The following is a 16,783-nucleotide window of genomic DNA, read 5'->3' on the forward strand; positions in this document are numbered from 1 at the left end:
TCAGGGCTTTTTTTATTGCGGTTTCAGGCTCTGAGCCTTACTCAGTAACCCACGGCCTCGCTGCCGGAGCGGCGCGGATCCGAGGCACCGAAGATGCCTTCCTTTGTCACCATGATGGATTGGGTGCTGCCCATGGCTTCCTGTACCGAGACCTTGTGACCCTTGGCTTCGAGCAGGGAGATGGTGTCGCGATTGAGGCTCTTCTCCACCCTGAGTTCATCGGGCAACCACTGATGATGCACCCTGGGGGCGTAGCTGGCCTCGGCTATGTTGAGCTTGTGATCTATCACATTCATGATGATCTGCAGCGTGGTGTTGATGATGCGTGAACCGCCGGGACTGCCTGTGACTATGAAGGGCTTGCCATCGCGCATCACCATGGTCGGGCTCATGGAGCTGAGCGGGCGCTTATTGCCTTCGACCGCATTGGCCTCGCCGCCAACCAGGCCGTAGCCGTTAGGCACGCCGGGTTTGGCCGAGAAATCATCCATCTCGTTGTTGAGCAGTATGCCAGTGCCCTCGGCGACCAGACCCGAGCCATAGCTGAAGTTGAGGGTATAGGTGTTGGCGACGGCGTTGCCCCACTTGTCGACCACAGAGTAGTGGGTGGTCTGATCGCTCTCGTAGGGGGCCAACTTGCCCGGCCTGATCTCGCTGCTGGGGGTGGTCTTGTTCATGGCGATCCGACTGGCGATCTGCTTGGCGTAGTCCTTGCTGGTCAGGGCGTTGACTGGTACATGGAAGAAATCGGGATCGCCCAGATACTCGCTGCGGTCGGCATAGGCATGCTTCATGGTTTCGGCCATCAGGTGCAGGGTCTGGGCGCTGTTATGGCCCAGCTTGTCGATGGGAAATTGTTCCAGCACGTTGAGCATCTCGACAATATGCACTCCGCCGGACGATGGCGGCGGCATGGACACCACTTGATAGCCGCGGTACTCGCCGCGCACCGGCTGGCGCTCGACCACCTTATAGTTGGCCAGATCGCTCAGCGTCATTATGCCGCCGGCCCGTTGGATGGCGTCTACCAGTTTGGTGGCCGTCTCACCCTGATAGAAACCCTGGCTGCCCTTGGCGGCGATCAGGCGCAGCGAATGAGCCAGTTCCGGCTGCTTGAGTATGTCACCGAGCTGGTAATCACTGCCATCGGCCTTGTAGAAGACGGCGGCCGAGCTGGGCCACTGGGCGATACGCCGCTTGAGGCCCGAGAGCGAAGTGGCGAGATCTGCTGTGACTGAGATACCGTCGGTCGCCATCTTGATCGCCGGTGCCATCACTTGCTTGAGTGGCAGGCTGCCGTATTTCTCCAGCGCCTGGGTCAGGCCCATCACGGTACCGGGCACGCCCACTGCCAAGCCGTGTTCGCGGCTGAGCCTGTCGACCGGATTGCCTTGCTCGTCGAGGAAGATATCCTTATGGGCTTTGCCCGGCGCCATCTCGCGATAGTCTATGGCTATGTCCTTGTTGCCTTGGTTAAGGTGCACCAACATGAAACCACCACCGCCTATGTTACCGGCGCGGGGCAGGGTGACTGCCAGGGCGAAACCCACGGCCACAGCGGCATCGACGGCATTGCCGCCCTGCTTGAGGATCTCCACTCCGGCACGGCTGGCGAGTGCTTCCTGGCTCGCGACCATGCCATGTTTGGCATAGATGGGCTGGGCGGTGGCCATCTGGCTGAAAATCGAGGATTCGGCGGCCAGCGCCTGGGTGCTGCCCAGCAGTGGCAGCGACAGATAGAGGGCTAAGCCTATGCCACTGGCCAGACGTTTAAGGCCCCGGGGGGCGGTTGCTGAGTGCATGCTCAATCCTTGGTGTTGTTTTGGCTGTTGCTATGCAATGTGCCGAGAATTATCCTTAATTGCAATCCTTGCACTGAATTAGGAACCAGTTTTTGACCATAGCCCCCTTGCATGCTCGCTTTATGAGCCGGATAGATGAGATAGCCCAGGCCGACTGGGATGGGCTGATGGCCTCAGACAATCCCTTCAGCCGTTACGCCTTCTTGCTGGCCCTGGAAGATTGCGGCTGTGTGAGTGTGAACACAGGCTGGCAGCCAAGGCACCTCACCGTCTGGCAAGGGGCCGACTTGCTTGCCGTGATGCCCTTGTATGCCAAGGGGCATTCCTATGGCGAATATGTATTCGACTGGGCTTGGGCCGAGGCCTATGAACGTCATGGCCTGGACTATTATCCCAAGCTGGTCAGTGCCATTCCCTTCACCCCTGTCACAGGTCCGCGGCTGGGGATCAAACCCGGCTTGTCACGGGCCGAGGTGCAGCGCCTCATCGACTTCATCGCCGCCGAACTGGATCTCTGTCTCGAGCAACAGGGCTATTCTTCCTGGCATTGCCTGTTCTTGCCCGCCGCCTCACAGCAGGCGCTGGCATCCCAGGGCAAACTCAGCCGTCTCGGCACCCAGTTTCACTGGCATAACCGCGGCTATGGCGACTTCGGCGATTTCCTGACCGGCCTGAGTTCACGCAAACGCAAGAACCTGCAGAAGGAACGTGCCAGAGTCGCCGCCAAGGCGCTGACCTTTCGCTTCGTCCCCGGCGCAGAGGTGACCCAGGCCCAGTGGCATACCTTCGCCCTCTGTTATCGGCTGACTTACCTCAAGCGTTCGGGTCATGGCGGCTATCTGAGTCAGGCCTTCTTCGCGTCGCTCGCGCTCGCCATGCCGGAGCAGTTGCTGTTGTTGGTGGTGGAGGACAGCTCGGGTGACATGCTGGCGGGCGCCCTGTATTTTCTCGGCGAAGATACCCTCTATGGCCGCTATTGGGGCAGCACGGTCGACATAGACGGCCTGCATTTCGAGGCCTGTTATTACCAGGGCATAGACTATTGCATCGCCCATGGGTTGGCCCATTTCGACGCAGGTGCCCAGGGGGAACATAAGCTCGCCCGTGGCTTCGAGCCTGTGGCGACCTATTCCAATCATCAGATAGCCCATGATGGGTTCAGGAAAGCCATCGCCGAGTTCGTCGATGAAGAGCGGCGACAGATGCAAGTCTACATGCTCCAGATGCGCCGGTATCTGCCCTACAAAGCCCCGGATTGACCGAGGATTAAGGTCTTATAAAGGCGGGCAACATTGGCTCTGTGGGGTTAACCTATCGCCAGCCACACACCTACGCCGAACATCAGACTGCCGGCGATCCGGTTCAGCCAACGTATGTTATCGCCGCGACTGAGGAAACGTCTCAGGCCCTTGCCGCCGCTGGCGTAGGCCAGCAGGGAAGTGAATTCCGTCACCATGATGACGCCAAGCAGCGCCGCCAGCTGTGGCCCGAGCGGGCGCTCGGCACTGATGAAGGGCGGCAACAGCGACAACATGAAGGCCCAGCCCTTGGGATTGGCGATGGCGGTGATAAAGCCCTGGGAGATCAGGGCCAACCTGGCCGTCGGCTCAGTGGCGTTATCCACTAGCGCCAGCTTGCCCTTGGCGCGCCACATCTGCACCCCGAGATAACCCAGATAAATGCCGCCGAGCCATTTCAGCAACTGAAAGATCTCCGGGGAGTTGAGCATCAGCGCCGCCACGCCCATGACGGCAGCCACAGCCACCAGGGCGACCCCGGCCAGTTCTCCGAGCATCATCCACAGGGTGCGGCGCACTCCTATGCTCATCCCCAGGGTCATGGCGAGGGTCATGCACATCCCAGGGGTGATGGACACGAAGAAGAAGGTCGGCACGAAGACGGCGAGTAAAGCAAAATCTGGCATTGAGTGATCCGTGAATTGAGGGTGGCCGTGATGTGCCGGCTCGGCATCTGGCAGGCGTTCGCCAGCCGCGCAGGCGCGGACTGGACGATAGTCTAGTGAAAATCTGGCCGCCAGCCAAGGCTTGGCTGAGCAGGGACGGCGGAAAAGACTGTGTTCGTGCCGAGGCGGCCGCGCCAGCGAGTCTCTGGTCAGTGGCACAGCACGCGGCTGACTCGTCTTAATCTGTATCCCTGCTTGCCTTTGTCGCTGTTTTTGCTTAAGTTAATCCTAGCCTGCCTAAGGCGCTTCAAATGTCTTATGTCTTATGTCTTATGCTTTAGCCAAGAAACGACATTATAGAACGTCACAGAAAGTCACCGACAGTCGCAGCAAGCAACAGCAAAGCCGCTGCGCTGTCCATTGGGACAGACGGTGGGACAGACTCAGGATGAGCCGTGCCGTACCCCCATCTTGAACCCCATTTCCTTTTGCTTACCCCTTCATTGGCATACCGGAAGCCGCAATCCAGGGGCGGTAGCCTGCCTGCAAGGCGGCATCTTCTTTGAACAGTCATCAACAGTACTGGCCGTGCCGGTCGCTCAAGGGATCAATCGGCAGCCATGTTTAAACTGTCGAGTGGACTCAGGGGACTATTACAGAAAACAGTGCTGAAATAACGAGATCTTGTCCTGCTCATGAAGAGGTGCAAACGCGCATGCGCGTTTTGCCGGAAGGCTTAGTGGAGTGAACAAGTTGAATGGTTTACAAAACAGTAAGTTGTGATAATCTGGTTTGCATTGAACCAATGTACATATGCGCATGCGCACTATTAAAATGTTATATGCGAAGGATAGTTTTGTGAATATTTCAACTAAAAATGGATGGCATACACTTTCACTTGGTGAATTTACAAAGCTATTCATTCCTGCTTTGTCTCAACTCTTGGAAGAAGAATATAATTTTAGAACTCATGACCGACCCAGCGTTGGTACAAATAGCGTAAATTGGGATATGACTAACGGCAATTTTCTTATTGGCATTAGTTGGAAAGCCAACGAAGATGTTTCGGTCTACTCTAGTAGTCAAGCCTTAGGGGAAGTAAAACTATACTCCAATTGTAATGATGGTCTTAATTGGTTTAAGGCACTGCAAAACGAATTTCCAAACAAACTCAACAGTGAAAAGTTGAGCAAGTTTCGCATATAACAAGCCAAGTCAACGGGACAATTTTAAGCAGGCCCCCGTCGCTTCGCTCCTAATTTTAGCCAGCTTAAAGTTGCCCCTGCTTGGGGCGTTATGTGCAAAAGGACTTTTTATGCAATCTATCGATAATCAAACTTTAAAAATAATATCATCAATAATCCTAGTCCAAGGAGGGATATTACTTTACTGGTTTATCACATCCGAAAATTTCGTTATCTCACTTGGCTTCTCAACATTAACTAATGTAAGCATTTTTGCATGGTGTATTGCTGCTTTGGTCGTCGCCTTATACGTTTGGGGTGCCGCAAGCATTTCTAGTGTTCGCGAACACATGTTTAAGTTAAATAAGTTAAAATATTTGGCTTTAATCGGGGCTCTAGTTAGTGGCTTCTTCGAAGAGTTACTATTTCGAAAAATATTAATGGATTACCTTGAAGAAGAAGGTTTTAGTAATTTTACTCAAATCATTATTTCAGGTCTAGCATTCGGGCTGGCTCATCTGGTATGGGGTGGTAAGGCATTATCAGCGGCTGTTAATGCTACGTTTTATACTTTTTTCTTAGGCTCTGGTCTGGCCCTTGTCTACATAATGAGCGATAAAAATTTAGCTCTTTGCATAATCGCACACACGATAGTGACTGGTTTGATCGAACCTGGATTAATTAAGTCAGCACTATTAAACAAGTTGGGCTATTTAAAGGAGCGCACATAAAAGGGTGAATCAGGCCACCAAGGGTGCAGGGTAAGAGCATGAAAAAATTACTTGCGAAACAATACCTTTTCTAAGTAGGCCGTATTTCGACAGGCCTTCATTTGCTTTGCACGTACTCCTTTCTTAAATGATGTTTCTGATTGCAGCTGGTTTATGGCTATATGTCTGACGCCTGCCATTACTTCAGCTGCGCCTTCCCGCCGGATCCGACAGTCGTCTTCTCTCATGCCGACATCGAGCTTCCAGTGTAGGCTGTTTTCAATTCCCCAGTGAGTACGCGCCGCTCTCGCAAGTTCCTTGGCTGACAATTGGGCCAAGAGCTGAATCAGGCCACCCACAGTAAATGGTGTGATCCAGCGGCCTCCTCTAGACTGAGATAAATTGTCGATGTTGGAGCCTTGCCATGCCGCGTCCCAGAAGAACTCAGATCAGTATCGAAGACACCCCTTTCTACCACTGCTGCAGTCGGGTGGTGCGCCGCGCCTTCCTCTGTGGGGATGTTCGATACTCGGGTAAGAACTATGACCATCGCCGGGGCTGGGTAGAGTCATTGTTTAAAGCGATACCTTTCAGGATCCTATGAATGGAAATGGGTTGGGTAACTGACGCCAAAAATCACTGTTTTTGAGTGAAGTAGACCTGTTTTATCAATCCTCATCCGTTTTGCATCATGTTCTGTCGACTCTTTATCGGCTAAATCACTTTCCTTAGCTTGAGCCCTAACCCAAAGTGCATTATGTTATTGTTTTAACATGGCTGGCTTGATTTGTTTTCAACAGTACAGGCCGTGCCGGTCGTCGGGTCACTCAAGGGATCAATCGGCAGCCATGTTTAAACTGTCGAGTGGACTCAGGGGACTGTTACAGAAAACAGTGCTGAAATAACGAGATCTTGTCCTGCTCATAAAGAGGTGCAAACGCGCATGCGCGTTTTGCCGGAAGGCTTAGTGGAGTGAACAAGTTGAATGGTTTACAAAACAGTAAGTTGTGATAATCTGGTTTGCATTGAACCCATGTACATATGCGCATGCGCACTATTAAAATGTTAGTTTTTAAGGAAAGTATTTGAACCGGCAAACTAAAGTAAAACATCACTATGTCCCTGAAGTTTATATGAAAGGGTTTTCCATGGATGATAAAGAAAAAGTATATGTTCTAAGGAAGCCAAGGCATAATATTTCATCTATGCACCCAGCTCAAATAATGTATGACAAGCACTTATATACAGTTAGCTTTCAGAACGAGCGTTCACAGATGATAGAAGACTTTTACTCTGAAGTAGAGAGTGAGTTATCTGACGCATTTCGATTGATGAACGAGCTTAGACATAGCCCTAAAGAATACCTTGAAGCTAAAAATACCGTTGAATTTCATCAATTATTGAAAGTTATTATTGCTCTTCAATTCTGGAGAACGCCTTGTCAAAGAGAGTTAGCCAAAGAATATGCATCAAACTTATTAGGGTTATACGACTCAGCAAGTGAGATGACTAAGAAAAATTTAGGTTATGACCGTAGATTTATTAAATATTTATATGCACATAGGGAAAAAGACTCTCATTTAACGCTAATTCAAAATTCCCTATTACCGTTATTAACTTTTAAGATGTTAGATGAAGGCTTAATTGATTTTTCATTTTACGTTGCAGAACAAGACCAAGGATTGGTTCTAACATGTGATAATCCTGTAGTTTATTCTGACTTAAATGAGTTATTTGAGTTTAAAGTTTTTGCTTTTCCATTAACTAAAAATATCATTGTAGCCTCCAGTGTTGATGAAGGAGCTTTAGATATTTATAAATTCAATCAAAAAATTTATAAGCAAGCTCGAGAGCGAGTTATTGGCTCTAGAGAAGAGTACTTACAAGAGTTTCAAAGATCTGCGACAGAAAATTAAAAACTAACAAGTCACTGCAAAGGACTAAAAACAGCTGGCTATTGCTCGTGCCTCGCTTATTTTAGCCATCAATTTTTAGCCTATGAGTGATGCGTTATACGCTACAAATTCTAATGTTGGAGTAAATCAAAATTATAAAATCAGACCGCATCGAATTAATATCATCCTCAGCTGTTCATATTCGTATAGAACTTGAAACACCACTGTTACTTGCTGAGAAATTAAATGCAACTGTTTCAAATAATTGGCCTTCTGGTGAGTACGACCGAGATGCAATGGAGTTTTTTCTTTCCTGTTTCGAAAATGGCGGTGAAGCTTCTCAAGGTTGGTATGGCTGGTATGCAATAAATATTGATCCCGTTTCAGGAGAAAGAACTCTAATTGGCTCAGGTGGTTATTTCGGGCCTCCAGATAGCAATGGAATGGTTGAGATCGGTTATTCCGTATTACCTGAGTGGCAACGTCGTGGTTATGCTACAGAAATAGTAAATACACTCGTTTCTCATGCATCTTCTTTTGAAAAAATAAATAGTATTGTTGCTCATACTTCGCCGGAAAATGAAGCGTCTAAAAAAGTTTTGATTTCTAATGGTTTTAGGGAAGTTGGAGTTGATGACGGCAATCTACGTTTCGAACATGTTAGTTAGTCGTATCTCTTAGTTTTACAGTTATATTTTTGCGTATAACAAGTGACTGTGGTGTTCAGTCAATATATTTATACATTTTTTGCACACCACAACTCCTCATTTTTTAGCATGGTATTCAGGATCACAATGAGCTTTCGCATGCAGGCAATCAGTGCCACTTTGGGGAGTTTTCCTGCAGCCTTCAGGTGTTGGTAATGGCGCTTAAAAACAGGATTACACTGGATAGCCGACATCATTGCCATGAACATCACTGTGCGTATTCTATGGCGACCACCTCGGATCCTGCGCTTTCCCTTGTAGGTACCACTTTCACGGTTCATGGGAGCAACCAAGGCCACATCTGTGGTCTCCTTGTGCACGTCCAAGCCGATAAAAAGTGTGTTAGCTTTAGACATGTCGGCCTCTTGTGAATGTTTGCCTATCTATGTTTGTAAATGGCAACAAACAGTGTGGCTCTGGTTTTGCTAACCCACGAGAAAACACGGAGGCCGACACCTGCACAGGGAATCATTATGTCTAAATGGCTGTCAGCTTCTATTGTGCAACTAAAAAATGAGACGAGTTTTTTAACAATTAGGCTAAAAAGCGTTTTAATGATTTTTAGGTTTTGTTATGGGTATTTAGACGCTTGTATTTCTTTGGCCTTTAAGTAGGAGTCGCGGCATTTCTTTGTTTATTTTTTTGAATTAAAAAATTCAAAGTTGAAAAAATAACGACATAAAGACTGCTAAATATCTAAAAATATGTTGCTATTAGATCAAATAAAAGGACAAACTTAAGCTGTTTTACAAAGTGTGATCCCGTCCTAGGAATAAGGCTGAAAGGCCTTATTCCCTTTTAAACGTTTAGTTAGGATGTATCATGTGAGATTAGTTGATGATACCGTGGTGTAAATTTTTTTCGTAATTATTTACGTTGAATATTGAATTGAAGAATACAATGATAGCACCAGCAGTAGAGAAAGACACAGCCACCAAGGCGACATTAGGGTTAGGCGGTGTTTTGACTTGGTTTATAGCATTTGTCATACCACCAATTCTTGCACAACAATGACTCGTGAATGAAAAACCACCAGGCCAATCTAGGATGTCTGCTGTTGGGTCGATGACTGTAGTGACGCTCTCAGCAACCAAAACACCTATTCTTCGCGTTTTTTTCGTTAATTTTTGTTCTCCTGATGGGCTTTGAAAAACAATATTTTTAATTAAAGCGATAATGAATGCTGTCCATCGTAACCCATATGCGGCTTTGGCTTTTTTTTCTTCACTATCATAGCCTTGAATAGGCATGGTGAGGCTGCTTAATATCAAACTTGTTACAAAATTAACTTTTAATGGCACGTCTTCGGGGATAAAGGCATTAATAATGCTCTTAAGAGCACCGCCAAAGCCGGCGAGAACGCCACCCAAAGCACCATAAAAATGGATGACTTTCTGTATTTCATCTACATCTTGATTTGCCTGAGGAACAGATGTGAGACCTATGGGCGTGTTTGCTGACTGTGCTAAGTTCAACTCGTTAACGGCAGCAGGCGCCAGAATAGTGTCAAACATTTCGCGATCACCAAAACCATCTGGTACCTTATTTTTAATTTTCTTGCCCAGTGTAAAAATTCGATAGCTGACGGATGTTGGAATTGCAATAATAAGGCTGGTTAAATCCAAAAAGGTAAGATCTTCATTCCAATCTTGGTCTGGGTCATAGGTTCTTCCTAGAAACTTATAAAAAGCGCTGAAAAATGGCAACTTTAGAGGGGTGTTCAGCATCTGTTGAGCGTGACGCAAAGCACCAATAAGGGCGTCAGCCATGCCAGTTAAGATACCTTGCGTAATTTCTAAGACGCGTTTGGCAAAGGGCTTGATAATCGCGATAATGTTCTTTTTGAATTGGAGCGGATGAGAAATAGCATGAGTGACGGCGCGTACTTCTTCGTCAATAATGGCTTTCATCTCTTTCATCATCTTTTCTTGTTGTTCCAAATAGTCTCCAACAAGAGGTAAATCACTGACACCAATTTTGGATAAAATCTTCATCGCACCAGAATGTTGAAGATGATAAAAAGAGAAATTGATCAGAGGATTGGCAAATGCGTTTAACACTTTCTCAAAAGCGCTTTGCCCACTTCCTCCTGGATCACTAGCACTTCCCGCTTCATCGAATTTTTCTAATAGGTCTTGGATGTTATTGGTTATATAGTTTTCCCAACTGCTCGCCTGTTTTTCAAAATAATCTATTTGCGCATCGCTACCATTACGAGTGGTTTTAGTAATGATCTTATGTGTTACCCAAATATCGTCAAGGCCTAAAACAGCACCTAAAAAGCCGATAACTTTTCTGAAAACAAGTTTGATAGCGTCAAACACGTAGGTCATAAAAGGGAAGATTTCTTCGATGGTATTGATCACATAAGTGATAATTTTATTGCCGATTCGGATGATGAAACTGACAACCTTGTTTCTAATTTTCACCACGAAAGATCGTATCTTTTGGAAAACACTTTTGATCCCCTGAAAAACAGTACTGATGGCATGTCCAATCCATTTAAAAGGGTGAAATCCGCCAGACGTTTTATTAGGGTCAACTTCATCTTTTGCCGCCTGACTTCCAAGGAATGAGATATCCCCATTCTCTTCAAATTTTGCGCCCCAAGTATCATCTTGCAGGTAATCATTATTGTGATGTTCCCCTAATATCTTCGCACGTTGTTCTTGGAACATTTCATGCCGGTTTTTCACCAATTGCCCCAAAACTTTTGCAGCTTGGTCAAGGTTGGTATCTGAGGGGCGGTTGCCATTATTCCACAGAGGTAAACCGTCATGGGTACGGATTTTATTGAATTGTTCTGCACCATTAATTTTAGTTAGGCGTTGCATGGCTAAATGAGCGGGATCTATAACTTCGCTAACATTGCCTATATCTCGGCCAATCTGAATTAAGGGTGTATCTAAACCCATCGTTGGCATAATCACGGAGACTGTACCCGTCAAGTCGGTTTTAGTTAATTTTGGCTGATCAGGACCGAGTTGGAGACTAACGCCATTGACCTCTGCTTTAACATTTCCGCTGGCGCTGATGTAGCACTTTTCACCACACAAATAGCCAGCAGATTCGCTTGTGTTATCCTCTAGGCACATGCTTGTGGTGTAGCTATCGAATTCCAATATATCATCAGGACCTTCGATGCAAATACCCTGAGTGCGCCACATGGTGGAAACAGGATCAAAGAACCAATGGCTTAGCTGGTCGTGACTGTTCGCTACAACCAGGTGGTTATTGTCTAGTGTTCCTTTTACAGATGTATATTGTTTGACGTCATCCAAGATCGGTATGGCAGATGTCCATTCTTCAGAAAATTCGTTTGTCTCACCATTGAGATAGCGGTTGGTCAGATATAACAATTTGCTTTCGCCAACATTTGTTTGTTGAAGCAAAAAGATAGTAACGCCACTTTCGTCGGAGGAAACAGAAGGGACGACAAGGGTGGTATCTTTTTTGGCCGGAATTAATTCCAAATTGCTGCGGTGGTTTTTATGCAGATTTAAGGCATCACCCGCGCAGAAAATTTGGTCTGTACCTGTACCTGTTCGATGAAGGGCAATGGAACCTACCCAGCCCTTTAGGTTATACCGAATATTGGAGGCACCTGGCTGTGTGCCAAATGGGGTAAATACTAAGACGGGAGTTCCGTTAGAATTATAGAGCAAAAAGATGCCCTGATCATCCATATAGCTGCCAATTTGTACGCCCATAATCTCGCTGCCATTACCCGGAAGCACGTATTTTTTCAAATCGCTACCGAGAACAAACCCGTAATAAAAAGTGACATCGCCCTTAGTTGTAATTAACCCATTGTCCAGATCAATCATGATCCGATCAATTTTGCCGATATCATCAGGAAGAGATTGAGATATCCAATTCAAGGGGCCGTTTTGAAGAACTTCTGCAAAGTCATTGCTTAGAACATCCGTATAGAGCATAGACTGAACACCATCTTCTTCCGAGATTAGCGCGATGCGAACTTTTTTCTTATCCGCACTTTGATAAACGGAAAAATTATTCACGTTTTCTTGGAATATTTGTTCTGTTTCCCAAGGTGCCTGTGAGTCAATCGGTTGATGGATGACGCGAAGTTTTTGATCATTGCCGATGGCAAAAATCAGTGGCAGCCCTTTCATATCGATAAGTGCCTGCATTTTGTGTCCTGCATCTACGGGTTTGATGGCTGCATAGTTGGTTATTAATTCACCCATATGAGTGAAACTGGTAGCTGTAGTGTTCATAATGTTTCTTTTTGAAATGAAGTGGGCTTAGAAAGCTGGTTGAGATCAGCCGTTTGAGGAGCGTATGCCGCTTGCAGGTTGACGATAGAATTATAGTCGCTCGAATCGTCAGCCTGTTGGAAGGACATGCCCGCATAAATGTAAACATTACAGAGAGGTAAAATAACACGGGGAAACGTAAGCCAAGGCGTGATCTCTTTTTTAACGTCTTCCAATATGTCCTTAGTGTTGAGACATTCGTAGTAACCCTGAGAATTAATCATATTATTACCTCCTTCTACAACGCTATCTTCGTTTTGTATAATCCCGAACTTATTCTCCCCATCTACTTTGGTCGTAATTTGGAAGCCGCCGCTTGCATCTGGGGTAAGACGAATAGTTAGAATTTGACATTCAGGGTTCTGGCCTGCTGGCATACCATCGCATTCGTAATTTGCAGCTTCACCTTTCTTTTTATTCGTTTTAAAGGCAGTAGTCCAGTATTCGTGCAAGTAATTATTAAAAACTTGGCAATGCAAAACGATTTCACAACCACGATTATCTTCCTCTGAATAAAAATCAACTGTGATTCTTGGCGAGTATTTCATGTCGAGATTCATAGTGTCTCCCGTAGTCGCGCCTGATTTGGGATTGAAGGTACTGAAGCCATCGTAGGCGTTAATCAATCTTTCTGGTAAGGTTACGCCATCTTTAATCAATGTGGATATCGGGACGGATTGATAAATCCAATCTGTTGTTGATTTCACAGTCAGACTTTGATTTGACGACATCGACGGCCCCCCAAAAATTAGCTGCGATCCAAAGTTTGGATCTTTTGCTAATTTCGTAAAAGCGTTGTTCAATTCGGTGACGAGCTGATCAATAACCGGAGTGATAATACCGTCATTGAATAGTGCTGCATCAATACCAAAGACCGAATACCCAAGTAAAGCATCTTGTTTTGAGATAAGTGAAGGCATGGATGTATCGCGCGGTGCAAGGGCATCTGGTGATGTATTCATCATGTAGTTTACGCTGGAACGATTTAGGTCTTGTTCTCCATCTTGGGAAACATAAGACACTGAATAGGTCATCGCCCGAGGCTGAAATAAGGCAGGATCGCTTTCTTTCAAGTTTGGTAAGGTGACCACGTAACCAAGAACATAAGGGCTTTTAGAACCCTTTAGTGTGTTGTTAAGGTAAGAAGACAGCATTAACTGAATTTTTTGTGTATATTCCTTTTGCTCTTCATTCGCGGTAAAAACAGTAATGTAATTAATAAAATCCGCGTTTTCTAAATCAAGAAAAAGTGACTCTACAGTAAAATCTTGATCATTTAGAGTCTGCCCACTTTCTTCGAAATCGCTTTTTATTGAGGCAATCTGTCTCTCCACAGCTTCTTCTGCTTCCGGTGTGTTGTATTCTTCCAGCGCTCTTAATGTTGGGGCTGATGAAAGGTCGACATTCAGAATGACTTTCAATCCATTCAGTTCTACTGGTGTACGCATGCTGCTGCGTTTACTGTTATATGTCCCTTCGGTGAAGTCCATAATCAAATTGACGGTTCTATCCGACTGAGATTTTGCTTCGATGTAAGGTGACTTAATCGAGCCTTCGAAGCCTACGATCCGCTGAGGGCCATCCTCATCGTTATCGTCAGGTGTAAAGTCGGCAAATGCTTTTTCATATTGTGCCTTGTCTGAGGTTGAGCAACTGCACAATACTCCATCGTCATCATCCTCAATCTGCCAGTAAGTAAACTCTGTGCGTATAATTGTCTGAGTTGGATCCTTTGGGTCTTCCATTATACTTAGAAGCTTCAATTCTTTGTTTACAGCAGACATTGCCAAGCTGACTGCCATCTCATAACCACCAAGAAATGTGTTTTTCGGATTTGACAATACAACGTCTTGCAAAACCATTTCCCTACTTGCACCTGCTCTCTTTTTGTTAGCTTTCAGTTTCTCTATTTGTTCATACATATCTCAAACCTTTTAAATTTGTTTTAGTGGTTGTTATAGGCTTTTATCATTGCCTATAACATGGTGTTAAAAGGCAATGGTCTTTATCTACACTATCTCTTTATCGTTTTATGATCTTTTAACACCCTATTTGGCTGTTAAAGAGCCAGTACTTTTTGTGTAAGATGCATAAAGCCTAAATAAGCCGTTGGTAAAAACAAAGGTTAAATATATATCACTAATTATCAAAAAAATATTACATCATATTACACGGGTATTTTTCTGACGATGGGTGGTAAATATATAAAAACATCAATAAATATAACGAAGTAGAGTGGTGTCGCCATTTAACAAGGCGCTGCTACGGAAAATGAATTTGACCCGTTTTAGTGGACACCCAAATGAGTCATTGAGGTGTTCCTATGCCGGCATACAGGGCTGGGAAATTAGCTCGGCAATATCGTCTCGCATTTAAAGCTGTCACTTGGTCGAACCTTTCTCGCTGTCAGTCGAGAGGCGGCTCTGGTGCGGGACAGACTTCCAAACCTCTGGGTGGCATCAGGACACATAAAGCCATTGCTGCTGTGCCGTTTCGTGGGATATCGAGGGCAGGTTGCCCTATGAGTAAAATTTGAGCTGAGCACCGCCCGAGTGGATTGTACAATTTTATAACAGTCGTCGATAGCATCCTGGCTTGTACTACCAAAGTCCACAGCAGTATGAGAAAGTGATGGCAAAAAATCCCGTATCTAGTTTATCGGGCCAGGATTATAAGACGTTATGACCATTGATGTGAAAATAGCACAAACAGCCAAAGAGCTGCAGGATGCTTACAAGTTAAGGTATCAGGTTTATGTTCGAGAAGAGGGCTATTTTAAGGCAGAGCATAGCGATCTGATAGTGGACCAGTTTGATGCAATTCCCCATGCAGGTATTGTCGTGGCCTATCAAGAGGGAGAAGCGATAGGCACCATGCGGGCCAATATTGACAGTGAAATTAAGTTACCGGCTGACAGCATATTCGATTACTCGGCATATCGCGCGGCAGTGAGCGAGCAATACCATGGCAAAGTGAAATTTGGTGGGGCGGGCATGTTGGCGATCGCTAAAGAATGGCGTCATCGTCGGGATGTGTTTAAGGCATTGATCAGAGTCTGTTGTGCCTTCGGCGTTATGCACCATGCCACTCATATACTGGCCGGTGTAAACAAGAAGCAATTGGCGATATACCAAAAATTGGGTTATCAAGTGTTGGCTGAGGCTGTGTGGGTGGCACAAATTGGTGAGTATGTAGTGCCTGTGGCGATTGAATTAGCCAAGTTGAACGCATGGGCCTTTGGTTCAGTCATGCCTGATCGAGTGGGGTTAAGCAAGATGTTGGCTGGGGTGTGCCCAGATGCTGTCACACCGGACAGCAAGTTTGTCGCTGTGCCGCAAGCCAATGAAGAATCCTTTCTGAGTCAGGTGTAAAAAGTCATGAAAGAAAACCAAGCTAGCCTAACGGCCTTTACCGTGTTGCAAGGGCTACTTTATGTTGCCAAACGCACGCAATTTTCCGCGCTTGTTGCGCAAGAGCAGGTGGACTTTGCCGAACTGATATTGTCTCAATCAGCTGAAGGCAAGAAGCGCTTAGAACAAATAGATAAACCATCTGCAAAGTGGTCAGTTAAGTTGCGTGAAGCCCTATTATTACCCGGGATCACCTTGCACTATGCCCTGAGAAAAAAATATATTGAAGAGGCCGCTCTGGATGCCATTGCCAATGGGGTCACGCAAGTCGTGAATTTGGGGGCAGGTTTTGACGGTTTGGCATACCAACTAAGTGGTCGTTACCCTGATGTCGAGTTTATTGAGGTCGATCATCCACAAACCCATAGGCTAAAATCCCGGGCATTGGCGGCGCAGTTAATGGGTCGCAATAACTTCCATTTTTTGAGTGTTGACTTTACCAAGCAAGAGTTGCAATCGGCATTGAGTGACTCTGAGCACTTCGATTCGAGTCAGAAAACCCTGTTTATCAGTGAAGGGGTGTTAATGTACTTGGAACAAAGTGACATAGACAAGATGTTTAATGCTATTTCTCAGTCAACCTATGCCGACAGTTCAGTTATTTTCACCTGTTTGGAACCCAAGGGCAGCCCCAAAAATAACATGCGCTCTCTGCTGTTCGGTTACCTGAAAATGGTGGGCGAACCTATCAAGTGGATGTTGCCAAGTGAAGCCGTCGAGGACTTTTTAGCCCAGTACCAATGCTCGTTAATGTCCTATGCGGGTACCGAAGAATTAAAACAAAAATATGTGACTCAGCCAGGTCGTCATAGTTTTCATACCGGTGAGTATCTGGTTGTTGGGCATTTTGAGACTAAAGCCAAGATGGCCGATATGGACTAATGGAGGAAGC

12 protein-coding genes and 2 pseudogenes are annotated in these 16,783 nt (G+C 46.1%); 8 read left to right on the forward strand and 6 right to left on the reverse strand.

The window, feature by feature from the left end:
• Positions 1 to 41: 41 nt before the first annotated feature.
• Complete coding sequence (ggt, locus tag HC757_RS00310; RefSeq protein ID WP_169562276.1) at positions 42 to 1,802, reverse strand: gamma-glutamyltransferase; 1,761 nt, start codon at positions 1,800 to 1,802, stop codon at positions 42 to 44.
• Between the two features lie 122 nt (positions 1,803 to 1,924).
• Between ggt and HC757_RS00315 the strand changes: the two genes are divergently transcribed.
• Positions 1,925 to 3,061, forward strand: coding sequence for a GNAT family N-acetyltransferase (locus HC757_RS00315; protein WP_169562786.1), 1,137 nt, complete (start codon positions 1,925 to 1,927; stop codon positions 3,059 to 3,061).
• Positions 3,062 to 3,108: 47 nt separating this feature from the next.
• Here the strand turns inward: HC757_RS00315 and HC757_RS00320 are convergent, their stop codons facing one another.
• Positions 3,109 to 3,726 carry a LysE family translocator gene (locus HC757_RS00320; protein WP_169562277.1) on the reverse strand — a complete coding sequence of 206 codons (618 nt, stop codon included), beginning with the start codon at positions 3,724 to 3,726 and terminating at the stop codon, positions 3,109 to 3,111.
• Positions 3,727 to 4,563: 837 nt separating this feature from the next.
• Here HC757_RS00320 and HC757_RS00325 point away from each other — a divergent pair.
• Positions 4,564 to 4,911 (forward strand): hypothetical protein, encoded by a 348-nt coding sequence (locus HC757_RS00325; RefSeq protein WP_169562278.1) that lies wholly within the window; start codon positions 4,564 to 4,566, stop codon positions 4,909 to 4,911.
• Between the two features lie 109 nt (positions 4,912 to 5,020).
• The gene (locus HC757_RS00330; protein ID WP_169562279.1) at positions 5,021 to 5,620 is read left to right on the forward strand and encodes a CPBP family intramembrane glutamic endopeptidase; all 600 of its coding nucleotides are present in this window, start codon (positions 5,021 to 5,023) and stop codon (positions 5,618 to 5,620) included.
• A 47-nt stretch (positions 5,621 to 5,667) separates the two neighbouring features.
• Here HC757_RS00330 and HC757_RS19170 read toward each other — a convergent pair whose 3' ends face one another.
• Complete coding sequence (locus tag HC757_RS19170; RefSeq protein WP_425313936.1) at positions 5,668 to 5,958, reverse strand: ISAs1 family transposase; 291 nt, start codon at positions 5,956 to 5,958, stop codon at positions 5,668 to 5,670.
• Positions 5,959 to 6,023: 65 nt separating this feature from the next.
• On the opposite strand from HC757_RS19170, the pseudogene HC757_RS00340 reads away from it, so the two are divergent.
• From HC757_RS00340 to HC757_RS00350, 3 genes and pseudogenes are all read left to right on the forward strand, one after another.
• Positions 6,024 to 6,173 (forward strand): annotated as a pseudogene (locus HC757_RS00340) (transposase); the annotation flags it as partial.
• A 511-nt stretch (positions 6,174 to 6,684) separates the two neighbouring features.
• The gene (locus tag HC757_RS00345) at positions 6,685 to 7,515 is read left to right on the forward strand and encodes a DUF4238 domain-containing protein (RefSeq protein WP_169562282.1); all 831 of its coding nucleotides are present in this window, start codon (positions 6,685 to 6,687) and stop codon (positions 7,513 to 7,515) included.
• A 203-nt stretch (positions 7,516 to 7,718) separates the two neighbouring features.
• The gene (locus HC757_RS00350; RefSeq protein ID WP_211164235.1) at positions 7,719 to 8,162 is read left to right on the forward strand and encodes a GNAT family N-acetyltransferase; all 444 of its coding nucleotides are present in this window, start codon (positions 7,719 to 7,721) and stop codon (positions 8,160 to 8,162) included.
• Between the two features lie 68 nt (positions 8,163 to 8,230).
• On the opposite strand, the pseudogene HC757_RS00355 reads toward HC757_RS00350, so the two are convergent.
• From HC757_RS00355 to HC757_RS00365, 3 genes and pseudogenes are all read right to left on the reverse strand, one after another.
• A pseudogene (locus HC757_RS00355) lies at positions 8,231 to 8,494 on the reverse strand (transposase); the annotation flags it as partial.
• Between the two features lie 537 nt (positions 8,495 to 9,031).
• Complete coding sequence (locus tag HC757_RS00360; RefSeq protein ID WP_169562283.1) at positions 9,032 to 12,442, reverse strand: hypothetical protein; 3,411 nt, start codon at positions 12,440 to 12,442, stop codon at positions 9,032 to 9,034.
• Positions 12,439 to 14,403 carry a hypothetical protein gene (locus tag HC757_RS00365; protein WP_169562284.1) on the reverse strand — a complete coding sequence of 655 codons (1,965 nt, stop codon included), beginning with the start codon at positions 14,401 to 14,403 and terminating at the stop codon, positions 12,439 to 12,441. Before HC757_RS00365 ends, HC757_RS00360 begins: the two co-directional genes overlap by 4 nt.
• A 759-nt stretch (positions 14,404 to 15,162) precedes the next feature.
• Here HC757_RS00365 and HC757_RS00370 point away from each other — a divergent pair.
• Together HC757_RS00370 and HC757_RS00375 are read left to right on the forward strand one after the other, a co-directional pair.
• Complete coding sequence (locus HC757_RS00370; protein ID WP_169562285.1) at positions 15,163 to 15,852, forward strand: N-acyl amino acid synthase FeeM domain-containing protein; 690 nt, start codon at positions 15,163 to 15,165, stop codon at positions 15,850 to 15,852.
• 6 nt (positions 15,853 to 15,858) lie between these two features.
• Positions 15,859 to 16,773, forward strand: a complete 915-nt coding sequence (locus tag HC757_RS00375; RefSeq protein WP_169562286.1) for a class I SAM-dependent methyltransferase — start codon at positions 15,859 to 15,861, stop codon at positions 16,771 to 16,773.
• Positions 16,774 to 16,783: the final 10 nt, after the last annotated feature.

The organism is Shewanella salipaludis (assembly GCF_012911865.1).
In the GTDB taxonomy this organism is placed as follows: domain Bacteria; phylum Pseudomonadota; class Gammaproteobacteria; order Enterobacterales; family Shewanellaceae; genus Shewanella; species Shewanella salipaludis.

What these genes read in the sequence shown, in the direction of transcription:
- HC757_RS00320 (WP_169562277.1), bottom strand. Translation starts at nt 3,726, where the DNA reads ATGCCAGATTTTGCTTTACTCGCCGTCTTCGTGCCGACCTTCTTCTTC.
- HC757_RS00330 (WP_169562279.1), top strand. Translation starts at nt 5,021, where the DNA reads ATGCAATCTATCGATAATCAAACTTTAAAAATAATATCATCAATAATC.
- HC757_RS00365 (WP_169562284.1), bottom strand. Translation starts at nt 14,403, where the DNA reads ATGTATGAACAAATAGAGAAACTGAAAGCTAACAAAAAGAGAGCAGGT.
- HC757_RS00315 (WP_169562786.1), top strand. Translation starts at nt 1,925, where the DNA reads ATGAGCCGGATAGATGAGATAGCCCAGGCCGACTGGGATGGGCTGATG.
- HC757_RS00370 (WP_169562285.1), top strand. Translation starts at nt 15,163, where the DNA reads ATGACCATTGATGTGAAAATAGCACAAACAGCCAAAGAGCTGCAGGAT.
- ggt (WP_169562276.1), bottom strand. Translation starts at nt 1,802, where the DNA reads ATGCACTCAGCAACCGCCCCCCGGGGCCTTAAACGTCTGGCCAGTGGC.
- HC757_RS00360 (WP_169562283.1), bottom strand. Translation starts at nt 12,442, where the DNA reads ATGAACACTACAGCTACCAGTTTCACTCATATGGGTGAATTAATAACC.
- HC757_RS00375 (WP_169562286.1), top strand. Translation starts at nt 15,859, where the DNA reads ATGAAAGAAAACCAAGCTAGCCTAACGGCCTTTACCGTGTTGCAAGGG.